General features: G+C 61.2%; 21 protein-coding genes, 1 tRNA gene and 1 riboswitch. Of the genes, 2 read left to right on the top strand and 20 right to left on the bottom strand.

Annotated features, from left to right (window positions below; genetic code table 11):
* Nucleotides 1–30: 30 nt before the first annotated feature.
* The 3 genes from QMB98_RS01235 to QMB98_RS01225 all read right to left on the bottom strand — a co-directional run bounded on the left by QMB98_RS01235 (nt 31) and on the right by QMB98_RS01225 (nt 2,294).
* On the bottom strand, nt 31–348 hold the full coding sequence (locus QMB98_RS01235; RefSeq protein ID WP_371683813.1) for a heat-shock protein HtpX: 318 nt from the start codon (nt 346–348) through the stop codon (nt 31–33).
* 636 nt (nt 349–984) lie between these two features.
* Nucleotides 985–1,830, bottom strand: a complete 846-nt coding sequence (locus tag QMB98_RS01230) for an NADP-dependent oxidoreductase (RefSeq protein ID WP_371683812.1) — start codon at nt 1,828–1,830, stop codon at nt 985–987.
* 77 nt (nt 1,831–1,907) lie between these two features.
* Complete coding sequence (locus QMB98_RS01225; RefSeq protein WP_114045794.1) at nt 1,908–2,294, bottom strand: DUF1304 domain-containing protein; 387 nt, start codon at nt 2,292–2,294, stop codon at nt 1,908–1,910.
* 90 nt (nt 2,295–2,384) lie between these two features.
* On the opposite strand from QMB98_RS01225, the gene QMB98_RS01220 reads away from it, so the two are divergent.
* Nucleotides 2,385–2,963, top strand: coding sequence for a TetR/AcrR family transcriptional regulator (locus QMB98_RS01220; RefSeq protein ID WP_371683811.1), 579 nt, complete (start codon nt 2,385–2,387; stop codon nt 2,961–2,963).
* A 239-nt stretch (nt 2,964–3,202) separates the two neighbouring features.
* On the opposite strand, the gene QMB98_RS01215 is transcribed toward QMB98_RS01220, so the two are convergent.
* From QMB98_RS01215 to QMB98_RS01185, 7 genes are all read right to left on the bottom strand, one after another.
* Nucleotides 3,203–3,499, bottom strand: coding sequence for a hypothetical protein (locus QMB98_RS01215; protein WP_371683810.1), 297 nt, complete (start codon nt 3,497–3,499; stop codon nt 3,203–3,205).
* A 220-nt stretch (nt 3,500–3,719) separates the two neighbouring features.
* A tRNA-Ala gene (locus tag QMB98_RS01210) sits at nt 3,720–3,795 on the bottom strand.
* A gap of 73 nt (nt 3,796–3,868) precedes the next feature.
* Nucleotides 3,869–4,480 carry a histidine phosphatase family protein gene (locus QMB98_RS01205; RefSeq protein WP_371683809.1) on the bottom strand — a complete coding sequence of 204 codons (612 nt, stop codon included), beginning with the start codon at nt 4,478–4,480 and terminating at the stop codon, nt 3,869–3,871.
* Nucleotides 4,477–4,851, bottom strand: coding sequence for a ribosome silencing factor (gene rsfS, locus QMB98_RS01200; RefSeq protein WP_371683808.1), 375 nt, complete (start codon nt 4,849–4,851; stop codon nt 4,477–4,479). Before rsfS ends, QMB98_RS01205 begins: the two co-directional genes overlap by 4 nt.
* The gene (locus QMB98_RS01195) at nt 4,848–5,849 is read right to left on the bottom strand and encodes a hypothetical protein (RefSeq protein WP_371683807.1); all 1,002 of its coding nucleotides are present in this window, start codon (nt 5,847–5,849) and stop codon (nt 4,848–4,850) included. The genes rsfS and QMB98_RS01195 overlap by 4 nt, the downstream gene beginning before the upstream one ends.
* A gap of 30 nt (nt 5,850–5,879) precedes the next feature.
* Complete coding sequence (gene nadD, locus QMB98_RS01190) at nt 5,880–6,599, bottom strand: nicotinate-nucleotide adenylyltransferase (RefSeq protein WP_371683806.1); 720 nt, start codon at nt 6,597–6,599, stop codon at nt 5,880–5,882.
* On the bottom strand, nt 6,589–7,860 hold the full coding sequence (locus QMB98_RS01185; RefSeq protein WP_371683805.1) for a glutamate-5-semialdehyde dehydrogenase: 1,272 nt from the start codon (nt 7,858–7,860) through the stop codon (nt 6,589–6,591). Before QMB98_RS01185 ends, nadD begins: the two co-directional genes overlap by 11 nt.
* Before the next feature lie 92 nt (nt 7,861–7,952).
* Here QMB98_RS01185 and trxA point away from each other — a divergent pair, with 92 nt between their 5' ends.
* Nucleotides 7,953–8,321, top strand: a complete 369-nt coding sequence (gene trxA / locus QMB98_RS01180; protein WP_371683804.1) for a thioredoxin — start codon at nt 7,953–7,955, stop codon at nt 8,319–8,321.
* A gap of 252 nt (nt 8,322–8,573) precedes the next feature.
* Here trxA and QMB98_RS01175 read toward each other — a convergent pair whose 3' ends face one another.
* The 10 genes from QMB98_RS01175 to QMB98_RS01130 form a co-directional block, all read right to left on the bottom strand.
* Nucleotides 8,574–9,476 (bottom strand): hypothetical protein, encoded by a 903-nt coding sequence (locus QMB98_RS01175; RefSeq protein ID WP_371683803.1) that lies wholly within the window; start codon nt 9,474–9,476, stop codon nt 8,574–8,576.
* Nucleotides 9,477–9,718: 242 nt separating this feature from the next.
* A riboswitch (SAM riboswitch) is annotated at nt 9,719–9,823 on the bottom strand.
* Between the two features lie 495 nt (nt 9,824–10,318).
* Complete coding sequence (locus tag QMB98_RS01170) at nt 10,319–10,963, bottom strand: DUF624 domain-containing protein (protein WP_371683802.1); 645 nt, start codon at nt 10,961–10,963, stop codon at nt 10,319–10,321.
* A 1-nt stretch (nt 10,964) separates the two neighbouring features.
* Nucleotides 10,965–11,879 carry a carbohydrate ABC transporter permease gene (locus tag QMB98_RS01165; RefSeq protein WP_371683800.1) on the bottom strand — a complete coding sequence of 305 codons (915 nt, stop codon included), beginning with the start codon at nt 11,877–11,879 and terminating at the stop codon, nt 10,965–10,967.
* Nucleotides 11,876–12,721 carry a carbohydrate ABC transporter permease gene (locus QMB98_RS01160; protein ID WP_371683798.1) on the bottom strand — a complete coding sequence of 282 codons (846 nt, stop codon included), beginning with the start codon at nt 12,719–12,721 and terminating at the stop codon, nt 11,876–11,878. The genes QMB98_RS01165 and QMB98_RS01160 overlap by 4 nt, the downstream gene beginning before the upstream one ends.
* A gap of 77 nt (nt 12,722–12,798) precedes the next feature.
* The gene (locus tag QMB98_RS01155; RefSeq protein ID WP_371683814.1) at nt 12,799–14,106 is read right to left on the bottom strand and encodes an ABC transporter substrate-binding protein; all 1,308 of its coding nucleotides are present in this window, start codon (nt 14,104–14,106) and stop codon (nt 12,799–12,801) included.
* 459 nt (nt 14,107–14,565) lie between these two features.
* The gene (gene proB / locus QMB98_RS01150) at nt 14,566–15,666 is read right to left on the bottom strand and encodes a glutamate 5-kinase (protein ID WP_371683797.1); all 1,101 of its coding nucleotides are present in this window, start codon (nt 15,664–15,666) and stop codon (nt 14,566–14,568) included.
* On the bottom strand, nt 15,663–17,180 hold the full coding sequence (gene obgE / locus QMB98_RS01145; RefSeq protein ID WP_371683796.1) for a GTPase ObgE: 1,518 nt from the start codon (nt 17,178–17,180) through the stop codon (nt 15,663–15,665). The genes proB and obgE overlap by 4 nt, the downstream gene beginning before the upstream one ends.
* Nucleotides 17,181–17,243: 63 nt before the next feature.
* Nucleotides 17,244–17,501, bottom strand: coding sequence for a 50S ribosomal protein L27 (gene rpmA, locus QMB98_RS01140; RefSeq protein ID WP_371683795.1), 258 nt, complete (start codon nt 17,499–17,501; stop codon nt 17,244–17,246).
* A gap of 18 nt (nt 17,502–17,519) precedes the next feature.
* Nucleotides 17,520–17,837 (bottom strand): 50S ribosomal protein L21, encoded by a 318-nt coding sequence (gene rplU / locus QMB98_RS01135; RefSeq protein ID WP_371683794.1) that lies wholly within the window; start codon nt 17,835–17,837, stop codon nt 17,520–17,522.
* Nucleotides 17,838–17,970: 133 nt separating this feature from the next.
* Entirely contained in the window at nt 17,971–20,727 is a 2,757-nt protein-coding gene (locus QMB98_RS01130; RefSeq protein ID WP_371683793.1) for an Rne/Rng family ribonuclease, read from the bottom strand.
* Nucleotides 20,728–21,107 lie beyond the last annotated feature (380 nt).

The following is a 21,107-nucleotide window of genomic DNA, read 5'->3' as shown; positions in this document are numbered from 1 at the left end:
TTCCTCACCGCCTAACCCAACCCCGAAAAGTTACACCACACCAAAGGACTTGACCGTACCTCTTGCCGGGATAGAACGGGCAAGCATCCCACAGCCCATGGTGATGACAACATCCGAAGCCTGCACTGCTTCAGTCGTCAGCACCTTCGGTTGTTCTGACTTGATATCAATGCCGTCTTCCAACATGGCCTCGACTGCAGTTGGATTGATCTGTTCAGCAGGCATTGAACCCGTAGAAAGGACTTTCATGCGATCACCTGCAAGATGACGGAAGTATCCCGCCGCCAACTGCGACCTGCCAGCATTGTGAACGCAAACGAACAGGACAGTGTGTTTGTGCGAAGTCATGACCTTGCTCTTTCACCTATTGGCAAGCATTTGCGACGATTCGCAAACCTGAACCTGAGTGTGCCTCACCGATATGGCACTACACAATGACGTCCAGCAAAAAAGAAAGCCGACGATATAGAGCCGGAAACTTGAAGAACGAAAAGAGTCGAGACATTCAATGTCTCGACTCTTTCAGTTTGTGGACGCGGGTGGACTCAAACCGAACACCTGGCAGAGGTTCGAGCGGCTCGGCACCGCGTGGGAACAGGCAAAACTCGGTCTTGGCGACGAGCCGCGAGGTGCCGCCGACGATGAACCCGGAGTCGTAGTGAACGCTAGGAGACGAGCTAGAACACCTCTGACGGACAGCTAAGTGGACGCTATTACGCCACGTCTCCACGGTGCCGGAGCGTTGCCCGCGGATGAGGCCGCCGTCGACGGGAACTACGAGGGTGTCGTCCCTCACGCGTGCGCCTCCTCCTCGCCGCGGGTGTCGGTGGGGATGCGGACGAGCATCTTGCCGGTGTTCGCGCCGCGCATCATGTCCAGGAACGCATCCACGGTGTGGTCGATGCCGTCGACGATGGTCTCGTCGTAGGCGATCTTTCCCTCGGCGAACCAGGGAGCGATCTTCTCCTGGAACTCCGCGCCCAGCTACAGGTAGGCGGCCAGGGTGAAGCCCTTCAGGGTGAGGGCGCGGGTGATGACGTTGGCGAGGTTGTCCGGACCCGGGGCGCGTTCGGTGGTGTTGTATCCCGTGATCGCCCCGCACAGTGCTGCCCGTCCGCCGTCGTTGAAGACGTCGAGGGCCGCTTCTAGGTGGTCGCCGCCGACGTTGTCGAAGAATACGTCGATGCCCGCGGGGGCGGCTTGGGCGAGCTGGCCGCGCACGTTACCGTTCTTGTAGTTGAAGGCCACGTCGTACCCGTACTTCTCGGTGAGCAGGGCGAGCTTCTCGTCGCTGCCGGCAGAGCCGATGACACGGTCGGCGCCGAGGAGCTTCGCGAGCTGTCCGACCGCGGTTCCCACCGCGCCCGCAGCGCCGGAGACGAACACCGTCTCACCCGGCTGCAGCTTCGCGATCGCCATCAACCCGACGTACGCCGTCAGCCCCGTCACCCCGAGAATGTGCAGGCGCAGGGAGGAGGGCACGCCGGGAAGATCTGGCACGGCGCGGAACGTCGAGGCGCCATCCTGCACGAGGTCACTCCACCCGTGCTGGTGCAGCACCAACGCACCCACCGGCGCCTCCGAGGCGACGACGCGGCCGATCGCACCACCGGTGATCGTCTCACCGAGCTGGTACGGGGCGACATAGCTGCGGACGTCGTTCATCCGCCCCCGCATGTACGGGTCGACCGACACGAACTCGTTCCGCACCCGCACATGCCCGGCCTCGAGCGCCCCCAACGGCACCGTCACGGTGCGTAAATCGTCGTGGGTGGGCCAACCCTGCGGGCGGGCGGCGAGCTGGATCTGCGTGCTGACAGGCGTGGACATGACTGATGAAACTTCTCAAAGCAACAACGAACAGTTCCGGGCGCCGGGCGCATACCCCCGGCATGGCAACGAAACGACTACAGGGCGACGCCGATGGCCAAGGCGATCACCCCGAGTAGCGGCAGGATACCCTGCTTGAGCGCGGCGCCGCGCTTGTCGGGGCTGGAGGCGAACAGCACGAGCGCAGCGGCAGCCATCGACCCCGCACCGGTGAACACGAGGGCCGCGCCGACCGCTGTCGCACCCGTGGCGAGGAAGACGATGCCCGCGACGACGGCGATCGCGAGGAACAGGTTGTAGAAGCCCTGGTTGAACGCAAGACTCTTCGTCGCCTCCGCTTCTTCGACCGTGGTCCCGAACGTGGCGCGCGCCTTCGCGCCCGTCCAGGCGATGGACTCCATGTAGAAGATGTAGACGTGGATCAGCGCCGCCAACCCGGCGAGCACGAGACCTGCGATGACCATGATGCGTTCCCTCTCCGGACTCCTGCCCGTGATGTAATGACTCTTCCAGTATATACTGGACTGAACGTTACGGAACGAGCGAGGTGCAACATGGCCCGGACGCAGGCCTTCGACCGCGACACTGTCGTGCGCGCCGCCCGCACAGTGTTCTGGGAACACGGCTACGACGGCGCCTCCATCCCCGAACTCGAGGAAGCGACCGGCATCCGCCGCTCCAGCCTGTACAACACCTTCGGCTCGAAGCGCGGTCTCTTCGACGAGGCCGTCCAGTCATACCTCGACGAGGTCATCCGCCCCCGCCTGCGCCCATTCAAGGCCGACCCCGTCGCGCCCGATGCCCTCACGGACTACCTAACCGGGCTGTGGGACGCGTTCGGCAACCTCGACTCCATGCCCGCCACCAACGGGTGTCTCCTGGTGAACACCGCGAGGGAATCCATCGCTCACGACTCCGCAGTGGCACAGCTCGTTGCCGAGTATCGGGCAGAGCTCGCCTCGGCGATAAGGCGGGGCGTACACGCCCAGCGACCCGCATCGTTAGCCACGCAGACAGACGATCTCGCGGAGAACATCGTGGCGCTCGTGATCGCGGCCTTCGCACTCGCCCGAGTCGACTCCACCCAGGCCCGCCACAACCTCACCCTCGCACTCCGCCTCGCCCACGACTGAGCTGAGACGGCCGATACGAGCAGACCGTGGCCGAAGACACCCGCGTCGTCCCGGTTCCCGCTGACGAACTCGCCAAGAAGCGACGTGACGGCGCTCACCGCCGTCTGACGGCGGTCCGGCGCCACCCCACCACGGCGGCGCCTGCCCGGACCTGGAGAACCGCGAGATCTCGGCGCGGACCAGTCGCCGCCACTTTCGTGCCAGGACGCGCCTCCCCCGATTGCATGGGCAACCAGCGCTCACATCGAGACACAGGCAACGCTCGCTGCTACCGGGACATCGCGATCACCGAAGTCGAGTACGCGGCGCTCACGGCGCAGGTTGAGGCCGCGTTCGACGAACGCCTCGCCTCCCGTTCCCAAGAACTGGCCGAGCTGACCGAGAACCGCAAGCGGCTCCAGAACGAGAGCGACAAGCTGCTCGCCGCGCACTTCGCCGACGCGATCGACCTCGACACCCTCAAGCGTCACCAAGACCGCTTCCGCGCCGGCCTCGCTGACATAGACCGTCGGCTCGCCAGCGAGCACGACCACCACGAGGGATCATGTAAGCAACTCAGCACCGCACTCCGCCTGCTGGTCGACTGCGGCACCCTCTACGCACGGACCGACGAGCACGGCAAGCGGCTGGCGAACCAAGCCTTCACTGATGGCATCGAGATCAGCGAGGACGAGCAGGCGACGATCCGACTCGCCGAGCCCTTCACCGCCCTCACACCGGCATCAACCGATGTCAGGTGTTCTAGTACGTCTTCAATGGTGGAGCTAAGGGGATTCGAACCCCTGACCTCTTCCATGCCATGGAAGCGCGCTACCAACTGCGCCATAGCCCCGAGTGCTTACCTATTCTAGGCTGAAACACCTGCCAGATACCAAATCCGAAACGGGTGGTACCCAACACATAGTTTAGTACTGGTTGTATCCGTTCAGGCGCCACTCCGGAACTCGGTTCTTTTGAATCACCATCGTCGCCCAGTGGCAGTTGTCCATCCCACCGAGTGGCTGCTCCTCGGACGGGTTCACTCCAAGCATGGTCATGACGCAGTTGGAGATTGCGGCACCGTGGGACACGAACACAATAGTTTGCCCCTTCTCGTCATCGAGCTTGTCAATCCAGTCGTGAACCGCTTCGGATACTCGGATGCCGGTGGCGGCTCGGGTTTCGACGTCCTCCCCCGGTTCCTTGCCGTCGCGCCAGAGCTGGAGGCGTTCCTTGGAGTGCACCTCGATCTCCTCGAGGCTCTGTCCCTCCCACGCACCAAAGGTGCGTTCCGTGATCCGCGGATCCACGGTGATCTCCAGCCCCGTGAGCTTTGCCAGCTCCTGTGCCGTGTCGCAGGCGCGGGAGAGATTGGAGGAAATGATGTAGTCGGGCTTGAGTGCGGCCAGCTTGGGTGCTACCGTCCTTGCCTGCTCACGGCCGGTGTCGTTCAGCGGGTAATCACTGGAGCCCTGCAGTCTCCGGTTCTTGTTGAGGTCTGTTTGTCCGTGGCGCCAGAAGATAATCTTCGTGATCAACGCTGCCCCTCCAGGTCCGACACGTCAATCTGGGGGCAGTCGGCCCACAGTCGTTCCAGCGCGTAGAACTCTCGCTCCTCATCGTGCTGAACGTGAACGATGATGTCCCCGTAGTCGGCGAGAACCCAGCGCGCTTCGCCGTCGAGTCCCTCGCGGCGCAGGCGATCAACACCGGCCTTGTTCAGTTCCTCGTCGATCGCATCCATGATGGCGCGGACCTGACGGGAGGTCTCCCCCGAGGCAATGACGAAAAGGTCGGTAAACGGCAGACGTTCCGATACATCGATGACGACAACCGAGGTTGCGAGCTTATCGAAAGCTGCTTCGGCTGCGACGCGGGCGTGGGTTATGGACGTGGGAGTTGCGGTCACAATGCTCCAGGGTAGTAGTACGAGGTCAAAGCTGATGCGGACGAGCCGCCCCCGGAGAACAGAAGCGATCCGAGGAGAATGCCAACACCGAATCCTACAACAATGAGAATGAGGAAAAGCAGGATGGTCTTCCACTTGCTTGTGGGAACCTCTTCCTCCTCGTCTTCCACCTGCACAACAGGAGAGGTCTCTGCCTCCTGAACCGGCGGCTTGTCCTTCAGCTTCGCACGCAGTGCGCCAGCAAAGTCCTCATCCTGAGCCTCAGCTGACTCATTATCGCCAGTCAGGGCAGCGGTAGAATCCTCATCGGCCTGCTCAGTCGCCACGGGAGCAAACGGCGAAGCCGGAGCCTCATCATCTTCTGCACCATCAGCAGACCGGGACTCTGCGGCTGAGAAGCGATCAAACACGCTCGTTCGTTCGGGAACCTCAGGCTCATCTGCGTTCTCGCCGTCCTCATCGACAGTGTCAGTGCTTCCAAAGGCGTCGTGCTGTGCGGTTGCCTCAATGTCCTCAGATTCGACGCCATCGGCATGTGCGCTGTCGACAGAATCATCGGCAGGTGAATCACCATCCTGATCCGCTGATTCGGCAGCGTCATCGGCCTGGTTGTCGCCAGTCCCGTTGACAACGGCACCTTCCTCAGCACTACCCTCGTCGGACTGCTCGGAGGCACCCTCGGAATCAGACTCGACGCTCTCTGCGACAGGTTCGGCCGCCTCTTGTTCGGCCGGTTCCGATCCCTGCTCGGAGGCTTCCAGATCCCGGTCCTCAGCTACTGCGTCAAGCTCGGAAGTGCTGGCCTCCTCTGCGGAAAAATCCCCTTCGCCAGCGTTGTTCTCATCAAGGTGGGTCTCGCCGACACCGTCTGGAGTTGAGCTTGAAGGCTCGGGGATGACACCGTCGTCTTCGACGGGTTCAACATCGGGCCCTGGCGCCGGCTTTGGCTTCAGAAGGCCGGCCTGGCGCATTTCGCGTCGCGACATGCGTTTGCTCATCGGTTCTCCTTTACTTGACTACGCCCAAGTCTACCTGGCGTCATGTTTGATCGCCGGTCTTCCCGGTTGTGAAACAGCAGGGACCCTCGACTTTGAGTAGAGGGCGTACTTGCGGATGTACTGCACCACGCCATCGGGAACCAGGTACCAGATGGGGATGCCGGAGGATTCGCGCCGCCTCACGTCCGTCGAGGAAATCGCCATGGCGGGGACCTCAATGACGGTCACGTACTGGAACGGCAGACCCGCAGTCTTCAGCGGGTGCCCGGGGCGGTTCACGCCAACGAAGTGCGCGAGTTCCCACAGGTCCTCGGAATCCTTCCAATCAAGGATCTGCGGAAGCACGTCCGCACCCGTGATGAAGAAGAACTCATCGTCCGGATAGATCTCACGCAGATCCCGGAGAGTGTCGATCGTGTAGGTCAGCCCCGGGCGATCAATATCGACGCGGGATACCGAGAAACGCGAGTTCGAGGCGGTCGCGATCACGGTCATGAGGTACCGGTTCTCCGCCGGAGAGACCTCACGGTCCTGCTTGTAGGGCTGCTCCCCCGTTGGCACGAAGATGACCTCGTCCAAACCGAATCGGTACTGCACCTCGGAGGCGGCTACAAGGTGGCCGTGGTGAATTGGATCGAACGTGCCGCCCATGATGCCGATGCGACGGTGATGACCGGGCTTGCGATGAGGGGCGCGAATCGCCCTCAGGTCCGTGACCGTGGAACGGTCGTGTCCACCGTTACCGGACATGCCCTGCGCCTTCGACGATCCACGTCGTTGTCGTCAGCTCAGCCAGCCCCATTGGACCACGCGCGTGAAGCTTCTGAGTCGAGATGCCGATCTCGGCACCAAGACCAAGCTCACCACCATCGGTGAACCGGGTCGAGGCATTGACCATGACGGCTGCGGAGTCGATCGCGGCAACGAACGCGTTCGCGTCAGTGACCGAGTCGGTCACGATGGCCTCCGTGTGACCGGAGGAGTGGTTCGCGATGTGGGCGATGGCGGAACCAACGGAGTCAACGACCCCCACCGCCATCTCCAGCGCCAGGTACTCCGTGTCCCAATCCGCATCGACCGCATCGACGATACGACCAGCATCGACACCCGCCTCCTCGGCAAGCGCACGGGCCTTGCCATCGACGTGCAGGGTGACCCCAGCATCGGCCAATGCCGACAGGATCGCGCCGCTCTCGCCATAGCCCTCGTGGAGAAGCAGGGTTTCGGCGGCGTTGCAGACGCCGGGGCGGTGGGTCTTCGAGTTGACAACAATGGGTAGAGCCTTGGCAGGGTCAGCATCAGCGTTCACGAACACGTGGCAGTTACCGACACCGGTCTCGATGACGGGAACAACCGATTCGCGAACAACGGACTGAATGAGCCCGGAACCACCTCGGGGAATTAGAAGGTCGATGTATCCGCGTGCCCTCATGAGTTCGGTAGCGCCCTCGCGGCCCCACTCATCGACGGACGCAATTGCGTCGGCCGGAATACCAACCGACTCCACAGCATTTCTCATGAGGGACACGAGAACAACGTTCGTTTCCTCGGCCGCACTGCCGCCGCGCAGGAGCACGGCATTACCGGACTTGAGAGCCAGGCACGCAGCATCGACCGTCACGTTGGGTCGGGCCTCGTAGATCATGCCCACCACGCCCATGGGCACCCGCAGGTTACGCACCACGAGGCCGTTCGGAAGGGTCTTGCCCATGACGACTTCACCGACCGGGTCGGCAAGGACCACCAGCTGTCGGATAGCATCGGCGATGCCACGGATGCGCTCTTCGTTTAGGGTAAGGCGATCCAGGAGCGCTTCCGTGAGCCCCGATTCCTTACCCCGAGCAAGATCGTTGGCGTTGGCTGCCACGATGGCGTCGATGTTCTCATCGAGTGCTACCGCAATCGCTGACAGGGCATCGTTCTTCTGAGTGGTGGAGGCACTCCTCAACACCCCGGCCGCTGCACGCCCCTTCGTCGCCAGCGCCCGTACTGCTTCACTCGTGTTCGTCATGAGAGTAAGCGTATAGGGAATTATTTGATAGTCCACTTGGTTGTAGCCTATGTATCACCTTTTGAGGTTCCCAACGAAAAGGATATGTAAGTATGGCGACTGTAGAAATCACGAAGGACAACTTCACCGAGACCGTGAAGGAAGGAACTGTGTTCCTCGACTTCTGGGCAGAGTGGTGTGGTCCGTGCCGTCAGTTCGCACCGACCTTCGAGAAGGCTTCGGAAGAGCACGAAAACGTCACCTTCGGCAAGGTCGACACCGAAGCTGAAGGAGAGCTTGCCCAGAGCTTCCAGATCATGTCCATCCCGACCCTCATGGTGTTCAAGGATGGCATCAAGATCTTCGAGCAGGCCGGTGCACTTCCCGCCTCCGCACTCGAGGACCTCATCGGTCAGGCAGAGAAGCTTGACATGGATGCGGTTCGCGCACAGATTGCCGAGCAGCATGCAGCCCAGAACTAGGACGCGATAGTTTCCGTGTGGCCAGGTCATTGACCTGGCCACACCCATGTCCGCACACTAAAAGGTCCCGCCACTCCTCACGTTTCAGATCGATGGACCAGCCTCTGGATCACCCGAATGGCCAGACCTCATCGCACATCCCTCCTCATGGACATCGCCACATACTCGAACTCGTGTACATCGGCGGAAATGCGAACTGTCCGGGCCATCGGCCCGGACAGTTCAGTGTCGTTGTTGAGATTGGCTGAGTGACTACTTCTGCTCTGCTTCCGCGTTGCGGCGAGCGTTCAGCAGGGGTAGCACGCCACAAACGGTGGAGGCGAGGTCGGTCGGGAGCGATCCGGGCAGAATCGTGAATGCGTCTGCGGCACCGAGGGCGATCCAGGACTCGATGTGGTCAGCGACGTCATGCACGGTGCCGAGGACGCGTGCAGAACCGGCCGCGTAGCGATCGGCGCCGATGGCGGAGATGAGGTTTCCGCGCTCGTCGGCATCCATTGCGCACGCCGAAACGATGATGAAGACATCAGCGATAACCGTGAGGTCGCGACCCTGCTCGAGGGCTGCAGAACGCAGCGAGTACCTGATTTCGCGGGCGGTGTGCGGATCCGGTTCGCGAAGGCGGACCGTCTCGATTGCCGCACCGAGCTTGACGAGATCGATGCTCTTCGCGGTCTCGCCAGTCAGAGCCACGATGACAGGGGTGCCTACGGCCTTGGCCTTATTGACCAAAGCAAGTGCGGAATCGAGATCCTTATTGGCAATGTGAATCTCGAGGCCAACATCGGAACCCTTGACTGCTTCGAGGGCGGCTTCGCCGACAGCGTCGCCAGTGACAGAGGCGAAGATGGGGCCGGTGATGCGGGAGGTGAGCTTCACTGCCGCCCGCACTGCATCGAGCCTGCAGTCACGCAGGTGCAGATCGGAGCGGAGCAGGAAGGACGATCCGAGGGTGACTCCGGCAAGACCGTCGGTCAGTGCGGCAGAGGTCATCGAGGTGAGGCGCCCCAGGTTGCAGGTCTCGACCGGGAAGTCTTCATCGAAATCGTTGGCGGGGTCGAGAGCTTCTGCACCGAGGGAGGACAAGTCAATCGAAAGTGCGGGAACTTTGTAGCGAGTACGTTGCTGTTGGTTTGCGGGCAGCTGGATGGTCATGTTCGATCCTTGAGAGGTATAGCTGGGGGCTCCTACCGGAGCTATAAGAAGGTGCGTAAGTGGACGCGTGATGGGAGAAATCCCAGGCGGATCATGTTGGCCAGATCAGGCCATGGACTTATGCATAAACATGTACATTCGGCGAACTCGGGTGGTGACCGAAACTCGGACGGGCTGCCCTGTCGTCTGGTTAATATTCGAGAATGTCATGATATTTTCCTTCGTGCTCTCCACCGCGAACGGTGCTTCGCTTGCCACTTGTGAGGCCTGGTCGTCACCCGGGGCACCCCTCGCACGTGAGGGGTTGTCGACCAGCTAGCCGGGGCTCTTCGCTGGTTCTCTGGACCACCGCCAGAATAACACGACATCTGGTCCGAATGTCAAGATGAAATCGCCCAGGTTTTGAGACGCCAGAGAAAGTGGCGTATTCTCGCCGATTAACCTACTCGAAGGTAGCTTAACTAATGGGAGAACACCCCCGCCACATGTCTAATCCTGTCTATAACGGGATTGTTTGCAAACGGTCCACTACAAGTGTTCACGGTCCGCGCCGGTTCCGTTCAGGCACTGTGGCTGGAGATCCGAGCCACGCAGGGGTGCACTGCTTGTCTTCCTGGCGTATCTCGCGTTGACGGACACCGTTCCCGGCGCGCTCCTAGCCCCACACGTTTCTCCAGATCAGCTTTCCTGCGCTTCCGCATCACTGGGCTTCCTCTCTTGCGAACCTCCTTTATCCTGGACTCCCGCTCTCCAGGGCAACCGCTCTCCGACCCGTCCACTCCCCCGCACAGCAAAGCCCCACGGCCTTGGCCGTGGGGCGATGAAGTGTTCTTGGGGTGGGCTCAGATCTTTGTGAGTGAGCGTTCCTCACCGTGGACCCCCAGCGGTTCATTCAGGAGAATGTCGTGGACGTAGAAGATGAAGGCGGGAACGATGAGGATGTTGGCCAGGACCAGCATGGCGAGTGCATCTGCGTTAAAGAACAGGATGAGTGGCTGGACTAGCAGGAGAGCGAGGCAGACCAGGGTTCGGGGCAGGTAGCGGAACGCGAGGAACGCTGAGGCCTTGATGGTCTCAGGCAGGGTTGCCCGGAATTGGCTGAGGTAGGCGAAACACCAGACCGCGAATCCCGCAATGAGGATGATGCCGGTGAGGACGAGGGTGGTGATGGCAAATCCCAGTCCCTCGAGTTCCATGATTCCAATCGCCCAGATCTCCCAGGCGAACAGTGCCGCGAAGGCAACGATTGCGAGCCAGAGGATGGTGGCCTTGCCGAAGTTTGATTTGAAGCCCTTCCAGAATAAACGGGCGGGAGAAGACCCTTCGTCCCGCACCTGCTTAATGAGGGCCGCGTGAGCTCCCGTGGCAGCCGCCCCGATCGTGACGATCGGGAGGCTGCACAGCAGGAACATCACGTTGATGATGACGGTGTCCGTCACGAGCGTCAGCCCGTTGTAGAACCGTGAGTCGGGCGATAACCAGCCCATGTCACCCCTTGACGGAGCCGGCGATAACGCCTTCGATGATGTGCTTCTGGGAGGCCAGGTAGAAGATGACAATCGGGATGATCGCGAGAACCAGCATGGCCATCATGGCACCCATGTCCCTGTTGCCGTTCGAGCCGACGAGCATCTGCACCACGACCGGGATGGTCTTGTACCGGGTCGACAGGCCGATGACGAGGTAGGGCAACAGGTAGTCGTTCCAGATCCACATGGCGTTGAGGATCGCCACGGTCACCGTGGTGGGCTTGAGGATGGGCAGGACAATCCGGAAGTAGTTCTGGATCGGGCCGCAGCCATCAATGTAGGCCGCCTCTTCGATTTCGAGGGGAATGCCCTTGACGAAGCCGGAGAAGATGAAGACCGACAATCCGGCACCGAAGCCGAGATAGAGCACCACCATGCCGAGCGGGTTCGCAAGGTTCAGAACGTCAGCGATCTTCACGGTCGGGAACATGACCATCTGGAACGGGATGACCATGGAGAACACGAACATGTAGTACAGCGCGGAGGTCCACCAGGTCTTGACTCGCGTGATGTAGTAGGCGGTCATGGCGGAGAAGAACACGACCGTGATCACGGAGGTCACGGTGATGACAAGCGACCAGCCGATGGCCTCAAAGAACCCGGTGCGGGCGAGACCCGTCGTGTAGTTCGACAGTCCAGCCCACATGTCCCCCAGTGGGAGGGAGAACGGGTCGGAGCTGATGGAGAACTTCTGCTTGAAGGAGTTGATGACGATGAAGAGGATCGGGCCGAGGAAGACCACGAGCAGGAAGCAGAGAACGACGTAGTAGAAGCCGTTGCGGATGCGGTCCTTACTGCTGACTTCGCGCTCGGTCGCGCTTTCCTCGGGCAACGGCTCTCCGGCCCTGTCTGCCATCTCGAGCATGGCGCTCATGCTTCAACCTCCTTGCTACGGGTGGCTCGCAGCTGGATGACTGCGAGGGCGACGACGATGATGACGAAGATGACGGCCTTGGCCTGGCCGACGCCTTCCTGCCCGATGCGGGAGAACATCGTCTTGACGATGTTGAGGGCCACCATCTCTGTTTGCGACTGTGGCGCACCATTGGTCAACGCCAAGTTTTGGTCGTAGAGCTTGAATGTGCTCGAGAGCGTGAGGAAGACGCAGATCGTGATGGTCGGCATGATGACAGGGATGGTCACGTGACGCAGGGTCTGCCAGCGGCTCGCGCCATCGATCTCTGCGGCCTCGACAAGCTCGGGCGGGACCGACTGGAGTCCGGCAATGTAGATGATCATCATGTAGCCAACCTGCTGCCAGTTGATGAGCAGGATGAGGCCGATGTATCCGTATTCCCACTTGGAGATGATCGTTGTTCCGTAGTTGGCGAGCACGGCGTTGATCATGGACTGCCACGTGTAGCCGAGAACGATGCCGCCGATGAGGTTCGGCATGAAAAAGACAGAACGGAAGAAGTTGGTGCCACGCAGCTTCTGGGTGAGCATGCGGGCGATCGCAAAGGCGAAAATGTTGACGGATACGATGGCGACGATGACAACGAGGAGCGTGAACTGGAAGGATCCAAGGAATCCTTGGCTCTCCTCGAAGGCCCTCTTGTAGTTGTCAAGGCCGACCCATTCGGCGTCCGTGATCGTGGTGAACGACGAGAACGACAGGTACAGGCCAATAACGAACGGCAGGAGGAACGCGATAATGAACGCGGCCCCTGTTGGCGCCAAGAATAAGGCGAAATGTTTCTTCAGTGCCCTTTGCATCAAGATCTCCACGCGCGCATCGGTGCGCGACAGTTAGGGAGCCGGGGCGGGCGCGTGCTCGCCCCGGCTCGAAACGGTTAGCCTAGGTTCGCTTTTTCCCTAGCCCATGAAGAGGTGAAGGTGCTGACCACTTCATCCCACTCGATGTTGCCGGAGGCGTACTGGCCAAGGGCACCACTGAAGTCCTCCTTGAACTGCTGCGAGGGGTAGGTGGTGAAGACCCACGGAATGGGTTCGAGGTCCGAGTCGGTCATGTAGGCGTTAACCTCCACGGCCAGCGGGTCGGACGGAACGTTGTCACCGAATGACTGGAACGGAGCGATGAAGCCGAGATCGTTGGTCACGTACTCCATGCCCTCTTCAGAGCTGAACAGCCAGTTGACGAAGTCGATCGTGGCCTGCTGGTCGGCTTCGGATGCCTGGGAGTTGATGGCCATGAATGCCTCGGTACCAATGTTGATGCCGCGGTTCTCTTCGCCTTCAACGCCGGTGTAGATCGGGAGGAACTTAATGTCCTCTTCGGCAACGGTGTTGCCTTCGATGTCGCTGATCTGGCTCCATGCCCAGTTACCGTTCTGGACCATGGCGGCCTTGCCGGTAGCGAATTCCTGCATGGAGTCGGTGACGGTCTTCGACGGGGTGAGGGCGGGCTCAACCGTCGAGTTTGTCAGGTATAGGTCGAAGATGTTCTTGTAGTTCTCGTTGTAGGTGAACTGAATCTCCTCCATGTCCGTCACGCCCGCGTCCTGGTACTCGTAGTACACGGGGGTGTTGGACAGGTGGGTCTGCCAGCGCCATTCCTCACCGGTGGCGAGGGAGGTGGAAGCGAAAACGCCGTCGATGCCGAGCTCGTCCTTGCGAGCCTGCATGTCGTCGGTGACTTCCTTGAGGGTGTCGAAGTTGTTGATCTCGTCCATGGACGAAACCTTTGCACCGTCCATCGCGAAGTATTCCTCGAAAATTGCCTCGTTGTAGATGATGCCGAAGCCCTCAACTGCCAGTGGAACACCATAGACGTTGCCGTCCTCACCAAAGAGCGCAAGGCCCGGGTCGTTGAGGTCCTTGGCGAAGTCAGTATCGTCGAGCGGAAGTGCGTACTGCTGCCAGGTGCGCAGACCCATGGGGCCGTTGATCTGGTAGAGCGTGGGTGCATCGGACTTCGTGATCTCCGAGCGGAGTGTCTGCTCGTAGGTACCCGATGCTGCCGTCACGACCTTGACCGGGACACCGGTCTCCTCCTCGTAAACACGTGCAATCTCCTGGTAGGTCTCCTCGGACTCCGGCTTCCAGTTGAGGAAGTATACCGAGCCGGTATCGTCCCCACCCTCGTCGTCGGAACCGCAGGCAGCAAGGCCAGCGAGAGCAAAACCAGCGACTGTCATCATAGACACAGCACGTTTAACGTTAACCATGTACGTCCTCCCTTGGACATGTTAGAAACCTGCGGCTCCCTTGCCGCCGGCGAGTTGACAACCACCCTCGAAATTGCAGGTTACAAGGGCGGTTTGTTGTCTACATGAATGCACAGTAACACACGATTGACAAGGCAACAAAGAATGTGCGCAGGCACGTAGTTTCATTCAAGAAATTGAACCGTTAAACCCCGATAATCTGCGCTAATACCGGGCCTTAGGGCCGTGACATGGGGTAACAAAATGCGTCCAAGGTCAACCGATATGATGTCTTAGAGATGGCAACGAAAGTTAACAATTTTGCAACAACGTTAAAATGCTACTCCAAGTTTATCAGCACCGGTTGATACAAGTGTGGCGCCGATCACTGTCGCAGTAATACCGTACCAGAGAACGGCACCAAATCGTGCGAAAGACCGGGTGAAAGTCCGGTTACCTGCGGACCAGAACGAGGTCGTCGACGTGGACGGCGGGCCGCCCTGCCCCTGCCACGCCGGCATTCGCCCGTAGGCTCTCCGAGTCCCAGCCAGCAAGCCCCCTGGCCACAAGCGTGCCACCGGGGCCGATGATGTCAATGGCGTCGCCGGGATCGAACGTGCCAACTACGTCGGTGATGCCGACGGCGAGGAGCGAGTTACCACCCGATTCGAGGGCTGCGACCGCTCCCTCGTCGAGCCGCACCTGACCGGAGGACTGGGCTGCGTGCGCGATCCACAGGGCTCGTGCGTTCGACTTTGAGCCGGTCGCAGCGAACCAGGTGCCGACGGGCTCTCCCTCGAGTGCGGGACCGAGGTTCCCCGCGGAGGTGATGATGGTTGGAACCCCGAAGGCGGTCGCCATGCGGGCGGCCGTCACCTTCGTCGACATGCCACCGGTGCCGAAGGCACTGCCGCGTCCCGTGATCGAATAGTTCTTCAGTTCGTCGATGTTTCCCACGAACGGGATGGGGCGTGAACCCGGCTCCGACGGCGGACCCGAGTACAGGCCGTTGACGTCCGTGAGGAGCAGGAGGAAGTCGGCACCAATGAGGTGGGCGATGATGGCGGCGAGGCGGTCGTTGTCGCCGAGCCGCAGCTCCGTCGTGGCCACGGCATCGTTCTCGTTGACGATGGGCACGATCCCCATGCCGAGCAGCTTGTCGAGGGCGGCCCTCGCGTTGCGGTAGTGGTTGCGGCGCATGACATCGTCCGCGGTCAGGAGCACCTGGCCGATGCCGATGCCGTGCTCTCCAAAGCGTTCGCCGTACTCGGACATGAGCTTGGTTTGACCGACCATGGCCGCCGCCTGCAAGCCCGACATGTCGGTCGGCCGACTGCCAATGCCGAGGCTACCGACACCCGCAGCGACCGCGCCCGAAGAGACGAGAGCGAAGCGCTGTCCGCGGCCGTAGGCCGTGGCAAGCGTGTCGGAGAGGGTGGCGAGGCGCTCGTGGTTGAGCCTGCCATCGGACTTCGTCAGGGACGAGGAGCCAACCTTGACCACAAACCTGGGTGCCCGAGAAACGAGCGACCTGTTGGCGAGAACCCGCTTCACTGTTCTTCCGGATCTGTCCAGACGCCAGACTCGCGTTCCATCCAAAGCTCCTGGCGTGCCGCTTCCTTCGCGTCCATTTTCTCGTGGAATGCTTCGCGCCTCTCCTTGCGGGAGGGACGCGTATCCTGTTCGAAGCGCAGGTCGGTGCCGCGGGGGCCAAGAAGCTCCGCACCGGTCGCCATGGTCGGCTCCCAGTCGAACACCACCCCCCCATCAACGTCACCAATGACGACAGTGTCGCCGGCGCGCGCGCCGGCCTTGACGAGTTCCTCCTCGACACCGAGCTTGTTGAGGCGATCGGCGAGGTAGCCAACGGCCTCGTCGTTCTCGAAGTTGGTTTGACGGACCCAGCGCTCCGGCTTCTCGCCAATGACCTGGTAGAAGGTGCCGTTAGAGCCACCGAGGCGGTTGATATGGAACTCGCTGCGCTGACCGCGAGGCGTGGGACGAAGCACGATGGGAGCCGTCTCTTCCTCGGGCTGGTTCTCACGAACCTCGGACACCGTCTTCGCGAACGCGAAGGACAGTTCGCGCAGGCCCTCCCGGGACACCGCGGACACGATGTGAACCGGGTACTGCTCGCGCAGCTCGTCGGCAACAAACTCGGCGAGTTCCTTGGCCTCGGGCACGTCAACCTTGTTGAGGACGACGATGCGGGGGCGTTCCATGAGCAGCAGGTGCCCGTGCGTGGGCGGAATCTGCTGCGAGTAGATCTCGAGCTCGTTCTCGAGAATGGCGAGGTCGGTGAGCGGGTCACGTCCCGGTTCCAGTGTTGCGCAGTCAAGCACGTGCACGATCACAGCGCAGCGCTCAATGTGGCGGAGGAACTCAAGACCGAGTCCCTTGCCTTCGGAGGCTCCGGGAATGAGGCCGGGAACGTCGGCGATCGTGTATCGCACGCCCTCGGCGTCCACGACACCGAGGTTAGGAACGAGGGTCGTGAACGGGTAGTCAGCGATCTTCGGGCGTGCCGCAGACATGGCGGCGATGAGGGAGGACTTACCCGCGGACGGGAAACCAACGAGCGCGACGTCGGCGACGGACTTCAGCTCGAGAACAACATCGATCTCGTCGCCCTGGTCACCCAGGAGGGCAAAGCCTGGGGCCTTGCGCTTCGGGGATGCGAGAGCCGCATTACCGAGACCGCCCTGACCGCCCTTGGCGAGCAGGTAGCGGGTGCCGTTACCCACGAGGTCGGCAAGGACATCACCGTCCAGGGATTTGACGACCGTGCCAGTCGGCACGCCCAGGATCAGGTCCTCGCCGCTCTTACCGATACGCAGATCGCCCTCACCGGGCTTGCCGTTGGTTGCGGTCTGGTGCGGGGAACGGTGGTAGCTGAGAAGCGTCGTGACCTGAGGGTCGACCTCGAGAATGATGTCGCCACCATTGCCACCGTTGGCCCCGTCGGGACCGCCGAGTGGCTTGAACTTCTCGCGGCGCACAGACACACATCCGTTACCCCCATTGCCTGCTTTCGCGTGCAATACGACTCTGTCAACGAAACTGGCCACCGTTACCTCCAAAGATTGAAGGGGTGGACGGCAGAGCCCTACACCCCCTCACAAAAAACTAGCTCAGGCGGAAACCGGAACGATGTCGACGACCTTGCGGTCGCGACGGACACCGAACTCCACGGTGCCTGCAGCAAGCGCGAACAGTGTGTCGTCCTTGCCGCGGCCGACGTTGTTGCCGGGGTGGAACTTGGTACCACGCTGACGGACGATGATCTCGCCTGCGTTCACAAGCTGGCCGCCGAAGCGCTTCACGCCGAGGCGCTGTGCGTTCGAGTCGCGACCGTTGGATGACGAGGATGCACCCTTTTTATGTGCCATTGTTCAGATCCTTCTCTCTTAGGCGATCGAGGTGATCTTGACGCGGGTCAGCTGCTGGCGGTGACCCTGGCGCTTGCGGTACCCCGTCTTGTTCTTGTACTTAATGATGTCGATCTTCGGGCCCTTTTCGGCACGGACGATCTCAGCGGTCACCGTTGCGGAAATACCGTCCGCAGACGTGGTGACCTGATCGCCATCGACAAGCAGGATCGGCTCGAGCTCGACCTTGTCACCGGCCTCGCCCTCGATCTTATTCATGACGACAATAGAGCCAACGGACACCTTTTCCTGGCGGCCGCCGGCCTTGACAATCGCGTAAGCCACGTTGTTGCTCATCTCTGGTTGACGTATGCGGACATTAAAGTCTTGTGCCCGGGTTAAGCACCGACGTCCCATACTACTTGATTGGGTTTCTATCAGCCAAGCCTGAAACCGCGAAAAACGGCGGGCTTGGCTGTGTTTTTCAGCACTACTGAACGGGGAAGGTCATGATCGCCGGAGTCGAGCTGCTCTTCGGGATGATTGTTCCCGACGATGCAACCCTGCGAGTCTTGCGGGACTCGTCCTCAGGCTTCTCTTCGACCTTCTCCGCCTTCTTGCGTGCAGGCTTGGGGGTGGCCTTGGCGGGGGCCGGAGCCGGCGTCTCGGTCACGATGATCGGGCTTGCCGATGAGGTCGTGATCGTACCGGAGGAGGCGACCCTGCGGGACTTCCGTTCCGCGGCGGGAGCCGCGGAGGTCTCCACTGCCTGACGCTTGGGAGCGGCAGGTGGCTTGGCGGACTGAGCGGACGACCCGTTCGATGCGGTCCCCTGTTCCGGGTCGGATGCCTCCACGTGCGCGGGAATGATCGCGGTGTCATCACCGAACTTGATCTTTCCACTCACCTTCGGCTCAGCGCCCTTAGGCTTGCTCGTCGCGTCGGCCGCCAGCTTCGACAGGTCCTCGCTCAGGTCTGGAATCAGATGCGAATCCTTCTTTTCCCTGTGCTCGTGCTTGTCGGACCTCTTCGACTTCGACTTGCGCGCGTGCTCCTTCGGAGCCTCCTCCTTGACCTCGTCCTGCTGATGCTCCTGGTGGCTCTGGGCGGCAGCGGCCGCGATCGAGGCAAGTGCGGACTTGACCTCTTCGCGCTTCGCGGTGTCGTCTTCACGCTCGGGAGCGGGGGTCTGAGGCTTGGGCTGCTGCTTCTGAGGTGCGGGAGCCTGCTTCTGGGACTCGCCCTTCTCAACCGGCTGAGTGTGGATGTGGTAGCCGCGGCCCTCACATGCCTCACAGGTCGTGGAGAAGGCCTCGACCAGTCCCTGACCGACGCGCTTGCGGGTCATCTGAACGAGACCGAGGGACGTCACTTCGGCAACCTGGTGGCGGGTGCGATCCCGGCCCAGGCATTCGATGAGGCGACGGAGCACGAGATCACGGTTGGATTCGAGAACCATGTCGATGAAGTCGATGACGATGATGCCGCCGATGTCGCGTAGGCGAAGCTGACGGACGATCTCCTCAGCGGCCTCGAGGTTGTTCTTTGTGACGGTCTCTTCGAGCGTGCCACCGGAACCGGTGAAGCGGCCCGTGTTGACGTCAACAACGGTCATGGCTTCCGTGCGGTCGATGACAAGCGAGCCACCGGAGGGCAGGTAGACCTTGCGGTCCATGGCCTTGGCCAGCTGCTCGTCCACGCGAGCATCCGTGAAGATGTCCTTGCGGTCGACCCACTTGTGAACGCGCTCGTCGAGTTCCGGAGAGAGCTCGTGCACGTACTCCTTGATGGTGGCGTACGTGTTGTCGCCCTGAACGTGGAGGGACTCGAAGTCCTCATTGAAGACGTCGCGCACAACGCGCACGGCAAGCTCCGGCTCGCCCTTGAGAAGGACGGGTACGGACTTGGCGGACTTGGACTTCTCCTGAATCTCCGCCCACTTCTTCGTCAGACGCTCAATGTCCTTACGCAGCTGATCCTCGGTTGCTCCCTCGGCAGCGGTACGAACGATGACGCCGTGCTCGTCGGGAACGAGTTCCTTCAGGAGCTTCTTCAGGCGCTGGCGTTCCCTCTCGGGAAGCTTGCGGGAGATGCCGGTCATGGCGCCCGAGGGCACGAGAACAAGGTGGCGGCCCGCGAGCGTGATCTGCGCCGTGAGGCGGGCACCCTTGTGCCCGATCGGATCCTTCGTCACCTGAACGAGAACGGTCTCGCCCGACTTGAGTGCGGATTCGATTCGTCGGGGCTTTCCCTCGAGGCCGGCGGCCTCCCAGTTCACTTCACCCGCGTACAGAACGGCGTTGCGTCCCTTACCGATGTCGACGAACGCCGCCTCCATGGAGGGCAGGACGTTCTGGACGCGACCAAGGTAGACGTTGCCGACCATGGACACCTGCGTGTGGCGAGCAACATAGTGCTCGACCAGGATGTCGTCCTCAAGAACAGCGATCTGGTTGAGACCATCCTGCTCGCGAACCAGCATCTTGCGGTTGACAGACTCGCGGCGCGCGAGGAACTCCGACTCGGTGATGGTGGTGCGGCGGCGGCCGGCCTCGCGACCGTCCTTCCTGCGCTGACGCTTCGCCTCGAGCCTCGTCGAGCCCTTGAGTGCCGTGACCTCCTCGGAGGAGGTGGACCTGCGGCGCCGGCGACGCCTCGTCGTCACACCCTCGCCATCCTCGTGGGTTTCCTCATCGGAAGAGTCCTCCTGGGACGACTGGGACGAGCGAGTTGAAGAAGAACGAGAGGACGCACGAGTGGACGCACGAGAAGATCGAGAGGAATCGGATGGAGAGTCCGAGGATTCCTTGTCGGAGGAGTCCGCAGAATCGGAAGAGTCAGACTCGCTATCCTTGGCGTCGCGCGAATCCTTGCCTCGCCTACCCGACTGGCGATCATCTCCGTTTGAGCCGCTAGAGCCCTGCCTGGAGCGGTTCCGGCTCCGGGTGCGGGTCCTGGTCTCGCCCTTGGAGACGTCGGCGGATTCGTCCGCAGAATGATTCGATGACGTCGGCTCGTCCTGGGTCGAGTCCTGATCCTCGTGATCGGTGGTGTCGTTGGTGCGCCCACGGCCGCGGGATCCCCTGCGGCGCGGCTTGCGATCGTCCTCATCCTCGTCGCTTCGCTCAACGGGAGCCGGAGCGCTACGGCGAATGGCCGTGCTGGGATCCGGTTCCTGGAAGAGAAGGTAGGTTGCCGGTAGTGCCGGCTTTGAGAATGTGGTGCTATCGGCCTGTTCTTCGGCCATAAGAACTCCTGTCCGGAAAGGTCGCACGGATCCTCTCCAACGTGAATCGCCGTTGTGGCGGAAGTCTTCAGTCACGGTGTTCTCGGGCAGCTCACCAAAGTGGCGCTCTCTCAAACATCGTCTACTCCGCGGTCCGTGCCCGCTAAGCTGTGTCCAATTCTCTCATACTTTCTTTCGTCCGACGTTAACGGATCGTGCGGGGCGAACACGGAGTGTTAGCAGATCGCAGGGAGCGAATAAAATTCACGCGCATCGACGTGGCGTGTCCCACGCTCCTCATGAGGCAATCCGCAGGTCGTGACCGATTCCGGCCATTGGTACTGAAATAAGTGATGTACTTGGTGATGAGATCGACACCGTCAGGCGGTTCGCCGAAAACG

It is taken from the genome of Flaviflexus sp. (genome assembly GCF_041440645.1).
Lineage (GTDB): Bacteria > Actinomycetota > Actinomycetes > Actinomycetales > Actinomycetaceae > Flaviflexus.
The sequence above is the reverse complement of the archived record's forward strand: the minus strand, read 5'-3'. Positions and strand labels throughout refer to the sequence as shown.

Bases quoted from the DNA above. Each gene is read 5' to 3' on its own strand.
- QMB98_RS01235 (WP_371683813.1), bottom strand. From the start codon at position 348: ATGACTTCGCACAAACACACTGTCCTGTTCGTTTGCGTTCACAATGCT.
- QMB98_RS01230 (WP_371683812.1), bottom strand. From the start codon at position 1,830: ATGTCCACGCCTGTCAGCACGCAGATCCAGCTCGCCGCCCGCCCGCAG.
- QMB98_RS01225 (WP_114045794.1), bottom strand. From the start codon at position 2,294: ATGGTCATCGCAGGTCTCGTGCTCGCCGGGTTGGCGGCGCTGATCCAC.
- QMB98_RS01220 (WP_371683811.1), top strand. From the start codon at position 2,385: ATGGCCCGGACGCAGGCCTTCGACCGCGACACTGTCGTGCGCGCCGCC.
- QMB98_RS01195 (WP_371683807.1), bottom strand. From the start codon at position 5,849: ATGAGCAAACGCATGTCGCGACGCGAAATGCGCCAGGCCGGCCTTCTG.
- nadD (WP_371683806.1), bottom strand. From the start codon at position 6,599: ATGTCCGGTAACGGTGGACACGACCGTTCCACGGTCACGGACCTGAGG.
- QMB98_RS01185 (WP_371683805.1), bottom strand. From the start codon at position 7,860: ATGACGAACACGAGTGAAGCAGTACGGGCGCTGGCGACGAAGGGGCGT.
- trxA (WP_371683804.1), top strand. From the start codon at position 7,953: ATGGCGACTGTAGAAATCACGAAGGACAACTTCACCGAGACCGTGAAG.
- QMB98_RS01175 (WP_371683803.1), bottom strand. From the start codon at position 9,476: ATGACCATCCAGCTGCCCGCAAACCAACAGCAACGTACTCGCTACAAA.
- QMB98_RS01170 (WP_371683802.1), bottom strand. From the start codon at position 10,963: ATGGGCTGGTTATCGCCCGACTCACGGTTCTACAACGGGCTGACGCTC.
- QMB98_RS01165 (WP_371683800.1), bottom strand. From the start codon at position 11,879: ATGAGCGCCATGCTCGAGATGGCAGACAGGGCCGGAGAGCCGTTGCCC.
- QMB98_RS01160 (WP_371683798.1), bottom strand. From the start codon at position 12,721: ATGCAAAGGGCACTGAAGAAACATTTCGCCTTATTCTTGGCGCCAACA.
- QMB98_RS01155 (WP_371683814.1), bottom strand. From the start codon at position 14,106: ATGATGACAGTCGCTGGTTTTGCTCTCGCTGGCCTTGCTGCCTGCGGT.
- rpmA (WP_371683795.1), bottom strand. From the start codon at position 17,501: ATGGCACATAAAAAGGGTGCATCCTCGTCATCCAACGGTCGCGACTCG.
- rplU (WP_371683794.1), bottom strand. From the start codon at position 17,837: ATGAGCAACAACGTGGCTTACGCGATTGTCAAGGCCGGCGGCCGCCAG.
- QMB98_RS01130 (WP_371683793.1), bottom strand. From the start codon at position 20,727: ATGGCCGAAGAACAGGCCGATAGCACCACATTCTCAAAGCCGGCACTA.